Raw genomic sequence first — 21028 nt, 5'->3', positions numbered from 1 at the left:
GCAAATCGATAACAAGATTGCTCTATTTTTGACTTACAAGCTGGCCATGCTTGTACATTTTGTCAGCATTTAACCCTATGCATATAGAAACTTTGCACAACATAGACATTCGTAGGCATATCACCCTCCTATAATACGTTGCGTTATAGACAGAGGTTATTGTTATGAAATTAAAAACAGTGTCAGTTTGTGCACTTTTGGTGTTACTTGCAGGTTGTCAGCAGGAAAAGCCGAGCGAAACGACACAATTAACGACCTCGGCAGATGTATGTAATGCACAAGGAAACATGCCAGGTGGGTGGAATGAGTTTAACGCGACCCCTGATGCACAAAAGGCAATGGCCTTTGTTTTAAAGAAAATGGACACAATAGCGTCGTTTAAACAAATACTGAATGTTCACGCGCAAATCGTTAGTGGCGTCAACTATGCTATTGAGTTTGAATTGGATGATGGCTCTGTTTGGAACACGATTGTTTATCGCAACCTCGATGGCGAATATGCGATTACCCAATCGCCAAAAGAAGGCCACTTTTGCGAACAGTAGCGACTTAGTCAGAAAGCCCCAACATTAGGGGCTTTTTGATCTAACAGTAGTCACTGAATTAGACAGCGAAGCGACATTGAGATTTAATCGACACCGTTGAACCAAGTCTTGATGGTTCTACATCAATCCTCTGCGCCATTTGTTCTTTCAACTCAGAAACGTGAGAAATAACACCGATCATGCGCCCAGTCTGTTGCAGGTCCACTAGCGTTTGAATAGCAAGATCTAAAGACTCTGGGTCTAAACTACCGAAGCCCTCATCAATAAATAAAGTGTCTAAACGAATACCGCCACTATAGGATTGCACAACATCCGACAAACCAAGTGCCAGAGCAAGCGCTGCCATAAATGATTCACCGCCGGAAAGTGTCGCAACATCACGCGTTTTTCCTGTGTAGCCATCTTCAACCATTAAATCTAAGCCGCGACCCGCAGCACCTTTGAAGCCCTCTGTTTTTCGAGCAAGAATATAGCGCCCTTTACTCATAAGGCTTAAACGTTGAGAGGCCTGAATCAGCACATCATCCAACAGTACACCAAGAACAAAGCGATGTAGGCTAACCCTGCTGCCTGTTTTACCACTAGCAACGTCGTACAACGTACCAAAGACTTTGTATTCTTCTTCTAACTTACTATTTTTCTCATGCAACACGGCAATATCTTTACGAACCTTTTCAAGACGTTCAAATATTGAGCGTGTGGTATCAAGTTGATTCCTTACTTCAATATATTGCGCCTGCAGAGTGGTTAACCTGTCGTTAAACGACTCTAAATTAGGCCTTTCAAGATCTTTCAATGCATGATTTAAATCATGTAGTGTTTGCTCAAGCTTGGTTTGTGCCTGTTTGAAGCTGTCTATTTCTTGCTGCCAGGCTTGAAGTTCATCATCTCCCACTCGACTACTTAGATAATGGCTTTCATCTTCAAATTTACTCGCCTGTAGTGCCTCATTCCACGCTAATTCTGCTTGGCTAAGTTTTTGCTCTGACTCAGATAACCACTGCTTGTTCGTCGCTAAGTGACTTTCCGCATTTGATTTCTCCAATATCGCTTGCTGCAAAGCGTTTTGCGCCTTTTCTAAGCCTGTGTTCAAACTCAGAATTTGCTCGTTTGTCAGCAAAATTTCACGTTCAAGTAAGTCAGCGGAACTGTATTTTGGGTCAATAGAAGCTTGTAATTGAGCCAATTGTTCTTGGTTCGCTTTAACGGTTGATTCATTTGCCGCCATTTGATTCAGCAGCTCATGAATTTTATTTTCACCCACGACGCAGCGTTGATTAAGCTGTTCAACGTTCTTTTCTAGCTTTTCAATATCAATAGCTTGTAGACGTAGGAGTTGAGCATTGATCGCTTGCAAATCATTTTGAACCGTCGAGATCTCAGATGTAGCATACTCACCCAACTCCTCTTTCAACTGGTTACACTGATTCTGATACTGACTAATGACAACGTTATGTTGTTCTAGCTGATTGCTTAGTTGGTTCAACAAGGTTTGAGCTTCTCGCTCTTTCGCTCTAGCCGCCTGAACTTGCTCTTTTGTAACGGCTTCTTCAACAAACGTTGCGGGGTTAGGATGCGTTTCGCTACCACACACCGGGCATGCTTCACCTGCTTTTAGTCGCTGCGCTAATACTGCCGCTTGAGCGTTGTGCCACTTAAGCTCTATCGTATCAGCGGCTTGTTGACGCTGCATATAGCGCTGACTGGCTTCGTGTAGTGACTGCTGCTTGCCTACAGTTAGCGCATTGAGTTTAGAGAGCTCTAAAGTAAGATCATGCAGCTTTTGTAGATCCTGTAACAGCCGTTGTTTTTGTTTTATTTCCGCATCGATGCTGCCAATAAGCGCAACATCAACTCGTGCTTTCTCTAGCTCCTTCTGTCCCTGCTGGGCCTGTAACGTTAACTTATCTTTTAGTTCTATGTACTGTTTTAACGTTGCTTCAAATTGTTGTTTTTGTTGATAACCCGCCGTTATTTTACTTTCCAAATTGTCTTTCTCGACCAACTTGTTTTTCATACTTTCAAGCTGATACTGCAGTTGCGTTAACTGCGGGACCTTTGCCGCGGCCTCTTTTGCACTTTGCTGCAAGTTTTCTTGTTCTCTCGCAACGACATGAGCTTTTTCGAGACTCTCTTTCAAAGCTACGATTTTTTGCCTAAGCTCTTGCGTTTGAGCTTTTGCATTTTGTAATGAGACGTAGGGCAACTCTATCTTATTGGCATTCTTAGCGTTTTCTAATTGCTGTTGACGAGCTTTTATCGAATCTGAGTGTTCTAGATGCAGCTTGAGTGCGCTTTCTGCTTGCTCTCGTTTCGAAAACTCTCCATTCAAGGTTTCCGCTTTTTGCAATTCAGATTTAGCAGTATTGAGCTTATCTAACGCTGCTTGCTCATTCTTTTTATCAGACTCTAATTGCTTAGTTACTTGTTCCAGTTGTTGTAATAGTTCTTGTTCAGAACTCGCTTCTGCAACTTGTAAAGCACCTCGAATTTGATTATCAAATTCGCCTTTCGCTTTACTAATTGCACTCGCTTTATCTTTGAGCGCGTACTCAATTTTTTTATATATGTCAGTTTGAAAGAGCTGGCCAAAAATTTCTTCACGCTCTTTAGAACTAGCAAGCAACAGTTCTCGGAATTTTCCTTGAGGCAACACCATAACTTGACGAAATTGAGTTTCATTCAAGCCAATAATATTGCTAACTTCAGTTTTAACCTGAGTCGTCTTGCTGGTGATAAGCGTTTCAGTCTCACCGAGTTCATAAAGAGCCGCAGTGTGCTTTTTAATCGTCATCCCTTCACCACGGGCCTTTGGCGCTTCCTGCTCAGGGGATCGAACAACTCGGTATTGTTTGCCGTGTAACGAAAATTCGAGAACTACTTCGGTTGGTAAATCTTGCGCGGATAAGTCACACCGCATCTGAATACCTTGTCGCTCATTACCTGTGGTTTCACCATAAAGGGCGAAGCAAATGGCATCTAAGATCGACGTTTTACCGGAACCTGTAGGACCATTAATCAAAAATAGAGGGTTACTGCCAAGCTTCTCAAAATCAATGATTTCAGTTTTTGCAAACGGACCAAAGGCTTGCATGGTTAGTTTAATTGGTTTCATCTTTGGTCCCTATTGCTGTGATAATTGCTTAATAATGTCAGTAACAGCTTGCTCTTGCTCTTTAGACAACTGGCCATCTTGCGCCTCAATAAAAAAATCTCGGAACATATCAATTTCGCTTCGCGCCAACTTTGCTTGCGCCATTTCCTGCTCTACCCCAATTAACATACCAGGTTTCTCAAGGTGTAAAACGTTTGGATACACTGAACGAAGTTTTTCCATTGGGTTTAAAATCGCATGTTTATCCATCAAACGAACTAACAAATAATCTTCATTCTTGGGGTCTGTTTTCCCTTGCTCAATAACTTTATCCAGCTCGCCCTCTACAATACGCATTTCATGAGGAGCCGTAAGATCAATATGCTTTGCAGAAACGAATCCTTTCTTGTCCAGTTCAACTAACGTGAAACCTTTTCTCTGGTTCTGTTCACCAAAGCTATACTTCATGAGAGAGCCAGAGTAACGGATATGCTCTGCGCCTTTCTTTTGAGGCTGATGCAAATGACCAAGTGCGACGTAGTCAAAATCTAAGAAGTGTTCATGACTCACGCGATCTGAGCCACCAATAGATAATGGTCGTTCAGAGTCTGACTCGATGGCCCCATCAACAAAACAGTGGCTCACGAGCACGCGCTTTTGCTTAGAGATAAAGCGCTCTTTAATTTGCTCAACAAGCAATCGATGAGCCTCATCATGAGTGGATACCGAGGCTTTGTAGGCAAACCTAACCTGTTCAGGGTCGTTATAAGGCATACCATAAAACGCGACCTCATCCGCAGAGTCCGTTTTTATGATGATGGGAGTGAGCATCTCTTCAAAGTTGCTAACAATATGGAGACCTGCATTTTTCATTTGCTCTGAGCCGAAACCTAACCTTTCTGCACCATCATGGTTGCCAGATATCAATATCATTGGTGTTTCTAACTCGGTACAAATGCGTTTCACGACTCGATTTAACAGTTCTATTGCAACCGTTGGTGGCACCGAACGGTCATAAATATCTCCCGCCACTACAACCGCATCGACGGGATTGTGTTCAATATAGTTAATCAGTTGTTCGAGTACTGCTTGTTGATCTTCGAGTAGTGATACGTTGTGGAATTGTCGACCAAGATGCCAATCTGAGGTGTGGATAAACTTCATTCGAATTCACTTTCCGCCAATTCTATGAGTAGGCTTGCTTCTGTCAGAGTCCATGTACCGTTTATAAAAAGGAATGCGTCACGGGTGGGATCTCGAACAAGCCAAAACTCAAGTTATTTTATTTCGGTAAGGATATCTTGAGTCGAACAGCTTTTCATGTGGTTTGTGTTCTATGGCTGGCTATTTAATCAGAAAGCGAGAAGAACACTGTAAAAACGCGGTGAGCAAAGCTATTTTGAAAAGCAAGCTGCGCCTAGTCATTGTCCAAACATCATTAAAGGGCCAGTTTCGAGTCAATCCCCCATAACATTTGCATCACTAAAACCTCAGCTACTACTAGAAGGAAAAGCAATAGCCAGACCTATTCACTGCGCCAATTGTATATTACTCCTACCGCATAGCCATCTGACTCGATGTCCGCTTGCAACACGTGAAAGTCTGGGCAGGGGCTGCTTCTTTGAAGCTCATCAATCACTAACGCTTTTAAAACGCCGCCACATGCACCCAATCCGCCAAGTTTGATATCAACAAATTGATACTGAGTTTGATCGGTCACCCACGGAGACAAGAATTGCATTGAGTTTAACCATTGCGGTTCTTCCTTATTAACGGATAAATACAATTGACTGAGTGGATGTTCACAACTTACTCCTAATTGCTTAAACACCTTGTCCACGGCGATGCGTTGTTGTTTGGCATCTAAATCAATTCGAACAACATCAGGCACAAGACCTGAATGTCGAAAAAAACACTTGGTTAAAATGATAGAGCTTTGAGGTTTGACATGCCCTTCTACATCACTCGTAACCTCTATAGCCAGTATCCAAGTCGCTTGCGTTTCATTAACTTCACGATTTATCCGATTTAGTGCCATCAAAAATGCAGCTTGGCCATAAGGATAAAAGTAAATTTCAGTATTGACAGTTTGGTCAACGAAAATAGAAAGCTCGCTTATCAATGCTTTAAGCAAACTTTTGTCCACCGAAGATGGTAAAAGAACACAGAGATTCCCCTTGATATCAGCTTGCTCAAGACTCTCGCGCTCAGAGCGCACGAGGCTTAATATATGCTCATCTATTGATTGAGCAAAGTCAGGGGGTCGGATTTCCTCGGACAATCTAAAAGAATCATCAGCTATCTCGCGAACGGTGTGTGAACGGCCATTAAAAGATAGAAGATGCGTTTGAAATGCGAGTGGCATCTAGCCTCCGATTAAAACCGTAGGCATACCAGATAGAATTTTGCCACCATGAGACGTTGAATCGCCGACTCTCGCGGCTGGTTTACCGTTGATTGTTACGCTAGAAGAACCTGCTGAGATACTATCCGGAGGACCGATACAAATAAGCTTGTCGCCTTGTCTTGCCGCAGGTATCCCGCCAATCGTTACGTTTGGTGAGCCAACAACGACGGGACCACCGACATGCGGTATCTTTCCTGTTTTTTTAGGGCAAAGATGAAAGCTGCCCAAAATTGCGGCTGGTTTACCCACTTTAAATCACCTTAGTTCAATGAAATTTGCCCAGCTTTAAGAGCAATAGCTGAGCCGTTAATGGATATTTTATTACCTTTGATATTGATTTCTCCAGAGCTAGACATCTGAATAGAAGCACCACCTACTTTGATCTCGACGCTCTTTCCTGCATTAAAAGACAGCACTTCACCCGTTTCATTCGAAAAGTTTTTACCTACTTTCAAGCTCGCGTTCTGACCAACCTCTTGATTAACATCATTGGTCACTTTTTCGGTTTTACTGTTTTCAACGGCGATATCAACACAGTCTTCAACTAGCATTTGGAACAGTTTTTCAGCATGAAGATAAATGTGCTCTTCACCAGGCTTATCATCGAAGCGCAACTCATTAAAATTGGATGTACCTTTTTGTACAGAGCGTGATTTATAACCACTCTGAGAACTTTGCTCTGGTAAAGCGTAAGGAGGGAGTTGACTACCGTTATATAGTGACCCCGTAACGATTGGTTGATCAGGGTCTCCGTTGACAAACTCGACGATGACCTCTTGTCCGACTCTAGGGTGAAACACCGCCCCCCATCCGTTACCTGCGATATTTTGCGCAACACGAATCCAACATGAACTATTTACATCGTATTTACCAACACGGTCCCAGTGAAACTGAACTTTGATACGGCCATGTTTGTCTATGTAAATTTCACCATCTTTGTTCCCCGTAACTATTGCAGTTTGCAAACCTTTCATCTGAGGTTTCGGATAGTTAACTGAAGGACGAAGGATTGTCTTTGAGTCAACACAACTAAACGAGACTTTGACACCTTGCGCACCGGTGCCACCTTGACCAGTCTGGTTATAAACAGCAGCAGACAAAAAAACAGAAGACAGTACATATTCTTTGCCAACTCGAGATTTATCTTCATGTTTTTTAAACTTGAAGCACTTGCCTACGCTGAATGTTCTGCACGTAGCCTCGCCACGACACAAATATGCATTTTGCTGTAGTGCTTCTATTGCATGCGTGTTTCTCAGTGCGTATTGATCATTGCTCTCCATTTCACCCATGTATTCAAAATACTCGCTTTCAGGCACTGTAAAAAAATCACTTTCACCCTTTGCAGTATTTTTAGGATTCGAAGAAGGCTTGAGCATGTTATAGCCTGACTTTTGACTCGCTTTAGTAGTCAGAATTTGCGTTTCATGCCAAGAAGAAATGTGGCTAGATTTCGCCGTACCTGTATCAAAATCGACTAAAAACTCAGTACCCGGCTTATAAAAACTGATGTCATCAAAAATATTGAGCGTATGGGCAGACTTAGTATGTGTAAAACAAAATGATAGCCCCTCTTCCGATAACAGACGTCGAACAAATTCAAGATCTGATTCTTCATATTGTACTTTGTACGTGTATTTAGGATAGGACTTGGTTAGCTCAAAACTAAAGGCAACACTATGCTCCGATAGTACTTCAGAGATAATTTCCTTTATATCTTTATGCTGAAATATTCTGCAATTTTTTCGATATTCAGCGAAACGTAATTTAGGCTCTATTAATAATTCTATGTTTTTATAATTTTCGCCTTTATGTGTATTAGAAACCCTTTTCCCTTCTAATCTTGCAGCAGAAACGTAACCATGCATATAACGAGGATTTGAAGAAACATCCTCATTATTTTCAAGGGTAATGGTAACTTCCTTACCAATAATTTCGTTTAACTCACTTCGTTGATCATTAAAGTAAGCTTTAGCACGCAATGAAAAAAGTTCTGAGATCTCTTCTTTATACTCAAACGAGTTTAGTATGATGGCATCTTTACCGAATGGGGAAGAAATTCGGATGAAATTGTTATCTTGAGTTGCTCTTTTCATTAAATACTTCTTTCAAAAAAATGCGGAGGAATACTCCCCCGCATGAAAATTACATTTGTTGACCTTTAACACCGCTGTAGCCGTATACCAATGGAGCAGAAGTGTTGTTCTTATCGTCAGTAGGAGTCACTGTCATCATCATTTCTGTGTAAGAAATTGTGATAGTTTCAACTGGACGATCGTCTTGGATAGAAACTGAGTAGTTAGAAATCATCGCATCAGTCAGTTCGATCTTCATGATCTCTTCAACCTTCTCACCCTGCTTAGTAATATGGAAAACCGCTGGTTTACCTTTACCAATCGTCGCTTCTTTAAATAAGTCAGGAGAAGAACGGTCTTGAAGTTTAGTGATAGTCAAATCATATAGACGAGTAGCGCTCGCTTCACGGTCCATCGCTGTACCAGTGTATGATGAGATCTCACGACCTACACTCCAATCTACAGATAGTAGTGTAATCAAATCTTTGTATTGCTCGGCTGTTGCCTCACCCTTAATATCTGCGTATTTAAGATACGTATTAGACTGCATGCTAATCTCCTATAGCATTATTAATTGACATATATCGTAGTAATTTAATTATCTGACGTTTGGTGATAATTAGTGATTAATGTATCAAAAACTTCATTTTAAATACGCCCTGTTATATCTTTAAATAAGATTTAATTTAAGCGTTTTTTATAAAAAATAATAGTTAATATGAACCAACTCCCAATTATTATTGAGAGTGTAAAGGATGTTAAACTATTGAGACATCAAGTCCATTAGTTGTACCTTTAACAATAATTTCATCAAACGTCTTATCATTAAGAATTGCATGCAATATTTCATGAGAAATCTTCGGAAGCAATGTATTTTCTATGGTTGTTTGTACCACACGCGCACCACTGCCAAACTCATTGCTATTGTCTACAATATCATTAATTAGTTCCTCATCAAAAAACAGGTCAGCGTTATAGTGCTTACGAATACGAGTCGTAATTTTATCCAACTTTAATTTTGTTATTTCTATCAATACTTTTCTTGATAGAGGCAAATAAGGTAATACGTTCACACGCCCTAAAAATGCAGGTTTAAAGTCGACCAACAAATCATCGCGTAAAGCATCTTTTAGTGCTGACGGCTCAGGAGATAAATCAGGATCAGAATACAAAGACATCGTCGTTTCGGTCCCGGTGTTCGCGGTCATAATAATAATAGTGTTTTTAAAGTCTATATCTCGACCTTCACCGTCTTTAATTGAGCCTTTATCAAACACCTGATAAAAAATATCTTGAACACCAGGGTGCGCTTTTTCCATTTCATCGAGGAGAATTACACTATAAGGTTTACGTCTAACAGCTTCAGTCAGTACACCTCCTTCTCCATAACCGACATAACCAGGAGGAGAACCTAATAGCAATGAGACTTTATGCTCTTCCTTAAATTCCGACATATTGATAGTCGTGACATTTTCTTCACTACCATACACTTTCTCTGCAATCGCCAAAGCCGATTCGGTTTTACCCACTCCGCTTGGTCCGGTCAGGAGAAATACACCATTTGGTCGTGTCTCATCCGTGAGCTGCGCACTCGCGGTTTTTATCACTTCAGACATGAGCTCTAAAGCGTGATCCTGCCCGACAACTCGCTTACACAAACTTTCTTTCAAACCCAATACTGCTTGGATTTCATCATCCTGAAGTTTACCCAGCGGTATACCGGTCCAATCCGAAATAACTTCTGCGATTAGCGCTTCATTTACATGCGAAAAAACTAAGGGCTGTGAGTTAGCGGAGAGGTTATTTTCAAGCTCTTGTAACTTGTCTCTCGCAGTCTCAGAACCCTCCTGGATTATTTGGGTTCTAAGTGACTTAGCTTCACTTACCCATTCTTTTTCTTTTTCCCAAAGTACTTCTAATTCAATAATGTCATTAGATAGCGCATCAATCTCTTTTCGGACACTTTGCAGCTGCACATCAAGAGATGCTCCTAGCCGATTCTCTTGGCTAAGATGCTCATACTCAGCTTGCTTTGCTTTAAGTTTATTTCTTTTCGCATCTAGGCCTCCCGGTGTAGATGACTGACTTAACGCAACTCGAGAGCAGGCCGTATCCAAAACAGAAACCGCTTTATCTGGCAGTTGACGACCATTAATGTATCGAGCTGAGAGTTGGACCGCTGCATTGAGAGCTTGGTTAGTGATATGAACATCGTGGTGTTGTGCCATTACATCAAGTAAGCCTCGTAACATTTCGATCGCGAGTTCAGGGGCAGGCTCATCAACCTTTACGACTTGAAAACGCCTAGTTAAAGCTGCATCTTTTTCAAAATACTTTTTATACTCTGCCCACGTTGTTGCTGCGATCGTTCTGAGTTCACCTCTCGCTAATGCTGGCTTCAGAATATTCGCCGCATCACCTTGGCCCGCTTGCCCACCACCGCCAATTAGGCCATGAGCTTCATCAATGAACAATATAATAGGCTGTGGAGCGTCGTTTACTTCCTTAACAAGGTTCTTAAGCCTGTTTTCAAACTCACCTTTCATGCCTGCGCCGGCTTGCAGTAACGCCAAATCCAGAGACTTAATTGCCACATTTTGCAGAGCGGGAGGTACATCGCCATCAATGATCTTTTGCGCCAAACCTTCAACAACGGCTGTTTTTCCAACACCAGCTTCTCCCGTAAGAATCGGGTTGTTTTGTCGGCGTCTTAATAAAATATCGATCATTAGGCGAATTTCATTATCTCTACCTATCACCGGATCTATTTTACCTTCCCTAGCTTGCTCAGTAAGGTCTGTTGTAAATTGATTCAAGGCGGAATTCGCGTTTGACTGCGCTAAGTCATTCGATCTTGATTGAGGCGCATTACTTTCTTTAAAGTTCAATAAGCGAGATGGTTCTATCTTGTTTAGTTCAGGACTAATCGAACCAGCCATGTTGACTAACGTATCATCAGACAAGTAGGCAAATAAAAGATGGATGCACCCCAACTGTTCTTGATTGAATTCAATGGTTGCAGACAACAAGGCATTTTGCATAACAGTCACCGTATGAGCTGATAGCCCAGGCACCGACTGGCATCCTGTTTTGTATTTTTCTAATGCCTTTTGAATATCGGTTTCAACCTTGATTTTATCGACATCAAATTCGTCAAAAACTTCAGAGTAAATATCGTCAGGATGGCGGATAATCATCATTAACCAGTGAGACATTTCAATACTGTGATGAGTTCGGGAGCTTGCCATCGCAGCTGCCTGTTCAAGTGTTTCCTTAGCCTGAGGAGACAATCTTTCGACCAACGCTGAAAGTGAGAGTGAAGCCATTACATTTCCTTTAAATAGTAATTGTTATAGTTCGATCTTTTGTACGTTCGTGTTTTTTAAGCACAGAACCAATACCTAACTGCCCCTGCTGTTTCGATAAGCAAGCTTGTGGTAGCAAACTATGTTTGGTGGTGAGCTGCCACTTCAGTTGTTTATGTTTTCCAATCAACTCATAAGCAGCGTTCTTAATGATTGCTATATTGGGTTGGTTAGGAAGCAATTTACTAACTAGCTGTTTATCTTTTGGCAGAAATTCTATTGTTGTCCCCGCGTTGATATTCCATGCTTTCGAACCCAAAGAAGCTCCTAAACCAAGTTGAGCAAACTGCCCTTCAGGCATAGTTCGGGATGCAAGGCGTGTTTGCTCTTCTTTCGTAAGGTGTAACCATTGTCCTTGAAATTCATGAACTTTTACTTGGCATCCAGATAAACATTCAAGAATACTTTTTAGTCCACCTTTACTTCTCACTGGTGAAGCAAACACACCACCATAGTGCCGGGACAGTGAACTCCCTTTCCCAGTTAATGCCGATTTACAGCTTTCTAACGGCGAACGCGCGCCCTGCGCATGCGCACGAGACTGAACAGTCAGCTGACTCAGTTGCCAACATCGATAATAAAGAGATAATAAGCGATGATTGAAAATATCGTAGAAGTCCACCATAGCCGTATCGCCTTCTTTTTGGCGATGTAAAGCTAATTCACTATAGTGCTGGGGAAGCACACCTTGCTCACCCGTTAGGCCTATTAAATTGGTCTCAATCTCTAACTTGCTGTCATCTATATTTTTCAGTTCACAAAGCTGAGCATTTTCAAAACCTAATGATGGATTAACCTTTAAGTTTAGCTTTTCATGCTTCGGTAACGCATCTGTTCCTATTTGCGCCTCTGCTTGCAGAACTTCGTGTTCAATAAGATGAATCGCTTCAAACAATGGATGTTGCTTTAATTCTCGATAAAATTGTTCCGCGCTCATAGCAACACCTTATCGCCAGTTAATGCGGGCCATAGGTGGAAAGACTTTCCCGTGGACTTAAGTCTTATTTCTAACTGCGTAAAAATGTTAATTTCAGCATATTGCGAGAAGTAAACAGATAAAACACTACCTAAGAGAAAGATCTGCTCTTTAGGTAAAATTTGATCAGAAACCGTCAAAATAATTTTTATACCGTGCGCAAATCCAACTTTGCCTTTCTGACTAATTCTTCCTGTAGTAGGCTCAAACTCTAACTTAGTTAAAGCATCGATTACCGCTTTCGTTTCTGCTGTCCCAGAAAATGCATAGAGATTAAGGGTCTGCTTCAAAGTTGCTAAACCATCTTCCTCGGTAAAATGGTTTAAAGTTAAAAGCTTAGTTAACTGCCATCGTGTGCTTTCATCCATTTCTGGCCGAATAGTTTCTGATAAAGAAACTAAACAACGAACAGATTCGAAATTGTCATTTACCTCCGGTAAAGATACTTGCGGCAGCCCACCTCCAAATGGAAGTTTCTGCGCTAAGTTGCGGTTACAGCACTCAGCTTCCACGTACATTAACCAGTTTTCCCGGCTATCCGGGCTGAACAATTGATGTGTTTTATCAACAAAAGAAATGTAAGTTTCTCTACCTGGCTCATCATACCCACCAGCCCAGTTCTTATCCTCACGTCTCATCAACCAATAAATCTCACTAGTGTTTGTATAATGCGTGTGCTCACCAGCGTGATAACATGGCAAATTGTGGTACGTTTTGTTCCAGTTTCTCAACGTTACGTCAGAAATTGAGACAACCTCATTACTTTCAGATTCTTGGTATTGCGGAGACAAGTGGTAATCGTATTCAGTTGGTAGAATACGCTTAGGCTCCATAATACTTTTAAATAAGTTGATTACAGGCACACAACCTACCATTAAGCTTTCTTCGTCCACTTGCTTTGGAAGCCAGTCATCGTTGGTATCAAAGTAAAAATACAGTTCGACTTGCTCTCCAAGATCTAGCTCAGATAATCCAAGTTCGGTGATATCAAAGAACATAAACTTCTCAGGAAAGTGCAAATACTCAACAAGTAATCTTGCTCCTGAAAAGCTTCTTTTACTGTATGGCACAACTTTCTCATCTTCTGAAAATCCTACTTCAGAAAGATGTCTTTTGGTTAAAGGACGAACTTCTTTGCCATCCACAACAACAGATAAACCAATTAGGTTTTGAAACAGCATTTGGTAGAGCTTAAAAGTCAATTGAGATTGACCGTTTAAATAGAAGCGCAGCCGTTCTATCCCCATTTCACCAAGAGGAGTCTCTTCATCTTGAGCCGTGAGCTGTACTTTCAAAACTGAATGAGCATTGCTTTCCCATCGTGAGCCAACTGGCTTGAGAGGCGCATTTTTAAAAACGCCAGAGGTCACATCAACAGGATACATTCTGACCGGATAACAAGTTCTAAACTCGCATTCATGATATCCAGTAGCACCGATAACAACTCGCTCGCCTTCTTCTACATCAAAATAAGAGGAAGTGGAGTTAGAACAGCTCATTTTAATGACTGACATTGACGGGATTGGGGCGTGAAAATCCGGATATAACTGTCCCATCAAAGACTCTGTAAACTGAGGGTAACTATTGTCTAAGCTTTGTCTAATCCTTGCTGTTAGAAATGCGCAGCCTTCTAACAATCTTTCTACGTGTGGATCGTCAACCTGTTCCTCACTAATACGAAGTCTCGCGGCAATCTTGGGATACTGCTCACCAAACTCTTGCCCTTTGTGACGCAAATAAGCTAACTCGCGATTATAGTACTTGAGAAACTCTTCACTCATTTTGCTCTACTCAGTTTCATACCTAAATTTACCGGCTCTACTTCAGAATTGAATCGCACTTCATGAATACTGTTATCAATTAAGCAAGTGGCATTTATCTGTAACCTCAATACCCTATCAATAGCGTTTTTCTCGTCCGAAATCTGGACATGAGGGTTCCTTAACCTCGGCTCAAACTCTTTAATTGCATCATGAACGATGTCGCAAAGCTGATTCTGCCCTTCTTGGCTGCTATAGGGCATTGAGGAAAAATCTGGCAGCCCATAGTTCAATATTGAATAACGAACCTCTAGAAGATCATCAGGAATATTTTTCCATCCAATACGACTATTCAGCATCGACTCTAGATCTCTAAGTAAGCTGCTCAACATCTGTTGCTGGCTTGCAGGGAAGTCTTTCTCATCTCGAGTGAGAGGATCACTATCTATCAATTTGTCGAGCAGAGAAACGGTTAACGACATGATATTTCTACGCTATTTGTTTCTGTTCTAATAATGTAGTCAAATCACAGATTGGAAGCGCTGAGTCACCGACTAACCAACATTTTTGACCCAAGCCAACAAAAGATTCTTGCTCACCAATCTGCTTCCAATCCGTTTCTCGACCTAACTTTTGCGCATCGGTCTCTGAGTCAACATATGTCAACGGCATATGGCCTTCGCCTTCACCAAGTCCATCGATATCAAACTCGACAGGTCGCCAAATACTCTCTAACAAAGAAGTAGGTGCTTTAACTTCTAGCGTATGGATGCTCGATATGGGTACAAGAAAATAGTTACCTGCTGTAGAAAACAGTTCAATGTAACCACCTAAACGATCATCAATATCTCTAGCATCTTCGTAGTTTGTGCCGTTTACGTTAAACCCTTTAATAGTGCGATGCTCTTCAATGCGATGCGATAGACGTGACGCTTCTTCGTACTCTTGATTTCCGAGAGCAAGATTAAATCGAACAAGCTCTTTAGTTAATTCCTCATCACCTAATACTTTGGCACTAGCCGCACCATTGATAAAATCCTTTCTAGCTTGAGCTGCTTTCACTAAATGTCGTAGCTGACTTGCACCAGGCAGATACTCAGGAAACAATTTAATCGATTGCATGAGCTGAGCGTCCGCACGCTCGAAGTCCCCATCAATGCAAAGAAGCTCAATGAAGGAACTTCTCAAGCTCGCATCTTTAGGGGTTGCTTTAATTTCATCAATTAATTGCTCTAGAGCGTGTTGCAATAGGCCTTGGGACAAAGCATTTTTCCATTGAGTCATTGTTATTTCCTTACACCATGTGCTCTGGTGATAATTCGGTAATTAATTTAATGCTAGATACCATTTGATCGAGTTGAAAATGCGGTCGCAAATGGATAACTGAGTAATAATGTCCAGGAGTTTCTCTTTTCTCTCGAACTGTAATTTTCGCTTCATTTAGGGGGTATTTAGCTCGAAGCTCATCAGACGCTTCATCTGATGCGGTAGTGTACTGATGTAACCAGCGTTGAAAGTCACGCTCTAGGCTTTCTGCGTCTTGATACCCACCAATTTTGTCACGCCCCATAACCTTGAGATAATGTGCGACTCGCGATACACACAATGTGTATTGCAACATCGATGTCAGTTTTGCATTCGTTGAAATATGCTTTTCTGCGTATTGTTTGGGCTTGTAGAGAGATACATTCGAGGTCATCCCCACCATATCGGTCTCAGGTATTGGAGAAATAGAAATAAAACCGCACTCAGACAATTCTTGTTCTTTTCTCTCAGAGATTTTCAAGTTTAACGGACATCTTTCACGATCATTCTTGCCATTAACACGCATCTTGCTCCTTGTAGGAGCGACGATAATACCCTGACTGTAATCGCCTTGTTTAATCCCTCGCATATGCGTGAACCAACCATGTTCCTGAAATGCTCTAATTGATACGGCAGCAAAACAGTACGCACTACTCCCCCATAGCAAATCTCGGTTGGAGTCGTAGATGTGTTCTTGAAAATTGAATTTATCATTCCGCGAGCCATCACTTTTGTATGGCTGACGGAACAAGACGTTAGGTGCAGTCAAACCAATAAATTTAGCGTCATCGTTATCTCTCAAACTACGCCACTTTGCATAATCTTCCTGTTCAAATTGGGCCGCTATATCTCTTATCGCAGAGAGTTGAGCGAAACTATCAACACCAAACATCTCTGGCGATGCAGACATGATAAATGGGCTGAATGCTGCAGCTGCAGACTGAGAGATCTTACTCAACACAGACAGATCTCTATCAAAATAATTTTTACTAGGATCACAGCGAAGCTGATAATCTCCAACCACCACACCAAAGGGTTCTCCCCCTGCCATCCCATATTCATTTTGATAGAGCAACTTAAATAGTGCTGATTGGTCAAACTCGATGGCTTTTAAAGCATCTTTACTGATTTCATTCCATGTCGCCGTTAAAACCTTAACTTTTACAGAATCCGATGAACGAGAATCAACCTGTTCACATAAATACCTAACTCCAACCCACCCCCTTTCGAGCTGTTGAAACTCAGGATGATGTAATATTTCATTTAGTTGAGATTCTAATAGCTCATCAATGCGGTTAATTGTGTTCATCACACTATGACGAAAGCTGTCCAAATCTCTTGAACGTGTACCTTCTAGCCAAATTCGAGCTGACGATACAAGATCAGAAGATTCATTGAATCGAGTCAACCACGGGCTATCAAGTTCAGCGTAGCCTCCGGTACTGAACTCATGTTTTAGCTTGCTAGGGTCGCGAAAGTTAAGTGACACTGCTAATTCCATCTAGAACATAAAGATTGGTCATGGCTGGCCTTTCGACCAGCCAATTCGTTTCTTATCCACCTGACTGAGGGATCTTGGCCACAAGTCGCAAAGATGTCGTCAGTTCTTCCATTTGCAACCAAGGTTTCAGCCATGCTACGGCATTGTAAGAACCAGGTGCGCCAGGAATTTCCTTAACCTGAACACGAGCGTCTGCTAGAGGGTATTTCGCTCTGATCTCTTGACCACCGCCTTCAGAAGCATTGACGTAACCTAGGATCCAGCGGTTCAGCCAAGACTCAACGTCTTCTGCTTCCATAAAGCTACCAATTTTATCTCGAGCCATTACTTTCAAATAATGCGCAAAACGAGATGTTGCCATCATATAAGGTAGGCGGGCAGAAATGGCCGCATTGGCCGTTGCTTCAGGGGATTCATGGTTCGCTGGTTTTTGACAGGTTTGCGCACCAAAGAACACTGCATAGTTGGTGTTTTTGTAGTGACAAAGCGGTAAGAAACCAAGCTTACCAAGCTCCGCCTCACGTCTGTCGGTAATACCAATCTCTGTTGGGCACTTCATATCAGGGTCGCCATCATCACTCATGAAGAAATGCGTTGGCAAGTTATCCACTCGACCGCCGCCTTCTGCACCACGGATGGCAGTACAAAATCCATATTTTGAAAATGCGTCGGTTAACTTAACACCAAGAACATACGAAGAGTTCATCCAACAGTAGTCGTTATGTTCAGCGTTAACAGCAATACCTGAAACAGGATCTACTTCGAACTCTTCAAACCCAAACTCTTCGACTGGAGCGGTAGCTTGTCCGTATGGCAAACGAGCAAGGACTTTTGGCATCGTCAGACTAACGAAGCGCGAATCGGCACTCTCGCGGAACGAACGCCATTGGGCGTATTCTAGTGATTCAAATACCTTATCTAGGTCGCGTGGTTTTGACAGCTCAGTCCACTCATCAAAGCCGAATAGTGCTGGTGAAGCCGCGGACAAGAATGGAGAGAAGCCAGAAGCCGCTACATTTGACATTAGGCGTAACGACTCAATATCTTCTGGGTGGTTGGTAAACTCATAGTCTCCAATCAATGCACCATACGGTTCACCACCAGCACTACCAAACTCAGACTCGTAAACCTTTTTAAAGATCTGGCTTTGATCAAACTCAACAGCTTTGCTCAAGTCTTTATGTAGCTCTTTCTTGGTCATGCTCATCATGCGAACTTTCAGAGTAGAGCTGGTCTCTGAATTCATCACTAGATAATTTAATCCGCGCCAAGAACCTTCGAGTTTCTGTAATTCTGGGTGATGCATTACTTCAGACAACTGATCAGAAATCTGCCTATCGAGCAAATTAATCGCTTCACGAAAAGTTACTGTTAGGTTTTTGTTCCAAGTAACTGTCCCTTTCATTGCTTCTTCAGCGAGCGTTTTAATCAGCTCCTCAGCACGAGAAGCTTCGGTCTGCTTAGTCGCACCAATAGCTTGATCTAAGAATGAAGTTGTCTGTTCATTAACAGTTGGATCTAACTGTTTTTCAGCTTCAGTCGTCATTATTCCGCTCCTTCAGTACTGTCTGACTTCGCTTTCTTGCCAAGATCTAACTCGCCTGCAAGTCTTGCCAGATTGTCTGTATTGTTCAAAACATCCTCTAGGATATTTTCAAGCTCTTCTGAGCGGTCAACTTTTGTCATCAAATCACGCAGTTTATTACGCGTTTCCATCAATTGGCGTAGTGGATCAACTTGATTTACGATCGCAGCAGGCTCAAAGTCTTGCATTGATTTAAAGTTTAAATCGACCTCAAACTGTGAATCGTCATTCGCAAGCTTATTCGCAACTTTAAACTTCACCGATGGATTCATTTTTTTGAGTACATCGTCAAAGTTATCTCGATCGATCTGAATAAAACGGCGGTCTTTTAATGGCTTCAACGCTTCTGTGTTTTGACCAGCGAAATCACCCATTACACCTACAACAAAAGGCAGTTCTTTCTTAAGAGTCGTACCTTCAGTTTCAACATCATAGGTAATGTGGACACGAGGCTTCCGTACTCGTGATAGTTTCGAGTGGATACTCGTCATACCATTCTCCCTTTATTAATTTTCATTTTGTTCTGCTATGCCAACCAAACGGAAGTAGCTTTTCTTTGCATCCCCGTCGGAGATAAGTTCCGCCAGTAACTCCGGCAGAGGCATCCCACACCAACGAATAATCTGTTCGATGGAGTAAGAAACTGGTGAGTGAGGTTCACTCTCTCGGAAGAAATCAGCTACTTGCTGCAATTGTCTAATTGCCTGCTCTCGTGATTTCATGTTTGTCGCTAATAATGCATCACAACTTTGTGAACTTAACGGTTGTTCAGAAGAAGATTCATCAAGATCCTCTAGCTCTTCAAACACGGCTTGTGGTTGATTGAAACGATCTCCTAGAAGGTGCTTTAATGCCGATTGTATTGATTCAAGTCTTTTTGATATATAAGAGCTAGGAGTCACATCACCGACCGCTTCATCTAATCGCTGACTGAATTCATTAAATGATTCCGTAGCGAACTCCAAATCCGTGATTAATTCTCGATAAAACGTATCAGAAGTCGACTTAACCGTAGTTATAATTTCAGATAGCTCAACAGCCCCAAGCTCGACTCGATTTCGGCGCTTATCTTCGTCTAAGCGCTCAAGCTCTATAGCTTGCTGATATTCCCAATAGGCATAAGCTTGCTCCACGCCTAAGTCAGTCAATGGTATACAAGCAATTGGAAAAATAAGTGTTCCTTCACTATCGATACCATTGAGGCCAATAATCGCCGATATCCTTGTCTCAATACCATCTTCATCAGGCATTGGGTACAGATCATCCCAAAAGTTCTCAATTAAACTGGTTGCGAGTTTGTAGCCAACGCCCATACCACGAAAACCATACAATCGAGTTAGGGCTTCTATAAGCCAGGCAACAAATTCCAAATCTTTAGACTGATTCGTGAGTATTTCTGGGACATCTTCAATAAATACTCGCCATAAATTACTGTGGGTATAGATACTTTCTTCTTCTATAAGAGCATTACGTTCAGCGTTGCGGGCGGCCATACGCTGATCTTTCAACCTATAGTAAGCAGACTGTGGTGATACATCCTCTCTAGGATCAACACCTGTAGGATTTTCTTGAGATATAGGAGCCAACGCTTGTTCATACCAATCAAACATTTCATTACTCATAAGCTCTCCCTCTTAGAAAGACAGGTATTGTCGCGTCTTCTCTAGTTACTGTTTCGCACTCCGTTTGCGCTTGGCGAACTTTGATCAAAGCACAAGTTACGTTATCACTTGCGCCCCGAACCAAAGCCGAATGCATGAGCGCTAATCCAGCTTGGTTGACTGAGTCTGCATACAATGTCCGATGAATTTCATCACTCGTAAGTTCCTTAGAGAGTCCATCACTACAGAGTAAAAACTGATCGCCGTCAGCCAACTGCCCTGAAACTTGATCAATAGTGACACTTTCGTCGACTCCAACAGCTCTGGTAATAACATTTGCAAGAGGGTGAGATTCGGCATCTTCAAATGCCAATAAGCCTTGATCCACTAAGTCCATGACTTGACTATGATCACGTGTTTTTTGGACAAAGTTACCACTTCTAAGCTGGTAAATTCGGCTATCACCCACCCAAAGGCAGTGGTAATACCCATCCTGAATAAACAACAAAACAAGTGTTGTTCCCATTGTTTTACCGTCTAAGTGATTTTGTGCGTATTGGTAAATTTCTAAGTTCGCTTCTTGAACCACTCTTCGGAGATCATCGATATTAGTATTGGAGACATCCTGCATGTGGCGCGCGACTCTATCCACTAGCATCTGGCTTGCTATATCGCCAGCACTGTGTCCACCCATTCCATCGGCAACCACCCAAATATTCTGCTCTGTCATATCCAACAGAGCATCCTCGTTATAAGGGCGTACTTTTCCTGCGTGCGATTTAGCAAAGGTAAAATAGTTCCAATTCATTCTTCT

17 protein-coding genes are annotated in these 21028 nt (G+C 41.9%); 1 reads left to right on the top strand and 16 read right to left on the bottom strand.

From position 1 onward, the window contains the following. Window positions 1–164 precede the first annotated feature (164 nt). A complete protein-coding gene (locus R7P69_RS04205; RefSeq protein ID WP_005387498.1) occupies window positions 165–545 on the top strand; it encodes a cystatin domain-containing protein in 381 nt (126 codons plus the stop codon). Window positions 546–603: 58 nt separating this feature from the next. Here the strand turns inward: R7P69_RS04205 and R7P69_RS04200 are convergent, their stop codons facing one another. The 16 genes from R7P69_RS04200 to R7P69_RS04125 all read right to left on the bottom strand — a co-directional run bounded on the left by R7P69_RS04200 (window position 604) and on the right by R7P69_RS04125 (window position 21022). After that, a complete protein-coding gene (locus R7P69_RS04200; protein WP_238952604.1) occupies window positions 604–3660 on the bottom strand; it encodes an AAA family ATPase in 3057 nt (1018 codons plus the stop codon). Between the two features lie 9 nt (window positions 3661–3669). Then, window positions 3670–4803: an exonuclease SbcCD subunit D gene (locus R7P69_RS04195; RefSeq protein ID WP_215810399.1), complete on the bottom strand. Its 1134-nt coding sequence runs from the start codon at window positions 4801–4803 to the stop codon at window positions 3670–3672. Between the two features lie 361 nt (window positions 4804–5164). Beyond that, entirely contained in the window at window positions 5165–6004 is an 840-nt protein-coding gene (locus tag R7P69_RS04190) for a hypothetical protein (RefSeq protein WP_025767716.1), read from the bottom strand. Further along, a complete protein-coding gene (locus tag R7P69_RS04185) occupies window positions 6005–6295 on the bottom strand; it encodes a PAAR domain-containing protein (RefSeq protein WP_005375969.1) in 291 nt (96 codons plus the stop codon). Window positions 6296–6306: 11 nt separating this feature from the next. Further along, window positions 6307–8142: a type VI secretion system tip protein TssI/VgrG gene (gene tssI / locus R7P69_RS04180; protein ID WP_238952603.1), complete on the bottom strand. Its 1836-nt coding sequence runs from the start codon at window positions 8140–8142 to the stop codon at window positions 6307–6309. Between the two features lie 49 nt (window positions 8143–8191). Continuing rightward, window positions 8192–8671 carry an Hcp family type VI secretion system effector gene (locus R7P69_RS04175; protein WP_005375967.1) on the bottom strand — a complete coding sequence of 160 codons (480 nt, stop codon included), beginning with the start codon at window positions 8669–8671 and terminating at the stop codon, window positions 8192–8194. 208 nt (window positions 8672–8879) lie between these two features. Continuing rightward, window positions 8880–11447: a type VI secretion system ATPase TssH gene (gene tssH / locus R7P69_RS04170; RefSeq protein WP_238952602.1), complete on the bottom strand. Its 2568-nt coding sequence runs from the start codon at window positions 11445–11447 to the stop codon at window positions 8880–8882. Between the two features lie 10 nt (window positions 11448–11457). Beyond that, window positions 11458–12423, bottom strand: a complete 966-nt coding sequence (gene tssG, locus R7P69_RS04165) for a type VI secretion system baseplate subunit TssG (RefSeq protein WP_005375963.1) — start codon at window positions 12421–12423, stop codon at window positions 11458–11460. Then, entirely contained in the window at window positions 12420–14243 is a 1824-nt protein-coding gene (gene tssF, locus R7P69_RS04160) for a type VI secretion system baseplate subunit TssF (RefSeq protein ID WP_238952601.1), read from the bottom strand. The genes tssG and tssF overlap by 4 nt, the downstream gene beginning before the upstream one ends. Further along, window positions 14240–14704 (bottom strand): type VI secretion system baseplate subunit TssE, encoded by a 465-nt coding sequence (tssE, locus tag R7P69_RS04155; protein WP_017635621.1) that lies wholly within the window; start codon window positions 14702–14704, stop codon window positions 14240–14242. Before tssE ends, tssF begins: the two co-directional genes overlap by 4 nt. A 7-nt stretch (window positions 14705–14711) precedes the next feature. Further along, complete coding sequence (locus tag R7P69_RS04150) at window positions 14712–15506, bottom strand: type VI secretion system accessory protein TagJ (protein ID WP_017635622.1); 795 nt, start codon at window positions 15504–15506, stop codon at window positions 14712–14714. A 10-nt stretch (window positions 15507–15516) separates the two neighbouring features. Then, the gene (gene tssC / locus R7P69_RS04145) at window positions 15517–17028 is read right to left on the bottom strand and encodes a type VI secretion system contractile sheath large subunit (RefSeq protein WP_025767712.1); all 1512 of its coding nucleotides are present in this window, start codon (window positions 17026–17028) and stop codon (window positions 15517–15519) included. Window positions 17029–17080: 52 nt separating this feature from the next. Then, a complete protein-coding gene (gene tssC / locus R7P69_RS04140; protein ID WP_005375950.1) occupies window positions 17081–18574 on the bottom strand; it encodes a type VI secretion system contractile sheath large subunit in 1494 nt (497 codons plus the stop codon). Continuing rightward, window positions 18574–19104: a type VI secretion system contractile sheath small subunit gene (gene tssB, locus R7P69_RS04135; protein WP_005375949.1), complete on the bottom strand. Its 531-nt coding sequence runs from the start codon at window positions 19102–19104 to the stop codon at window positions 18574–18576. Before tssB ends, tssC (R7P69_RS04140) begins: the two co-directional genes overlap by 1 nt. 15 nt (window positions 19105–19119) lie before the next feature. Beyond that, on the bottom strand, window positions 19120–20235 hold the full coding sequence (gene tssA, locus R7P69_RS04130) for a type VI secretion system protein TssA (protein WP_054574308.1): 1116 nt from the start codon (window positions 20233–20235) through the stop codon (window positions 19120–19122). Then, on the bottom strand, window positions 20228–21022 hold the full coding sequence (locus tag R7P69_RS04125; RefSeq protein WP_054574309.1) for a PP2C family protein-serine/threonine phosphatase: 795 nt from the start codon (window positions 21020–21022) through the stop codon (window positions 20228–20230). The genes tssA and R7P69_RS04125 overlap by 8 nt, the downstream gene beginning before the upstream one ends. Between the last annotated feature and the right edge of the window lie 6 nt (window positions 21023–21028).

The sequence above is a fragment of the Vibrio sp. 661 genome (assembly GCF_033339315.1).
Lineage (GTDB): Bacteria > Pseudomonadota > Gammaproteobacteria > Enterobacterales > Vibrionaceae > Vibrio > Vibrio alginolyticus.
Note: the sequence above shows the minus strand (reverse complement) of the source record. Positions and strands in the feature narration are given on the sequence as shown.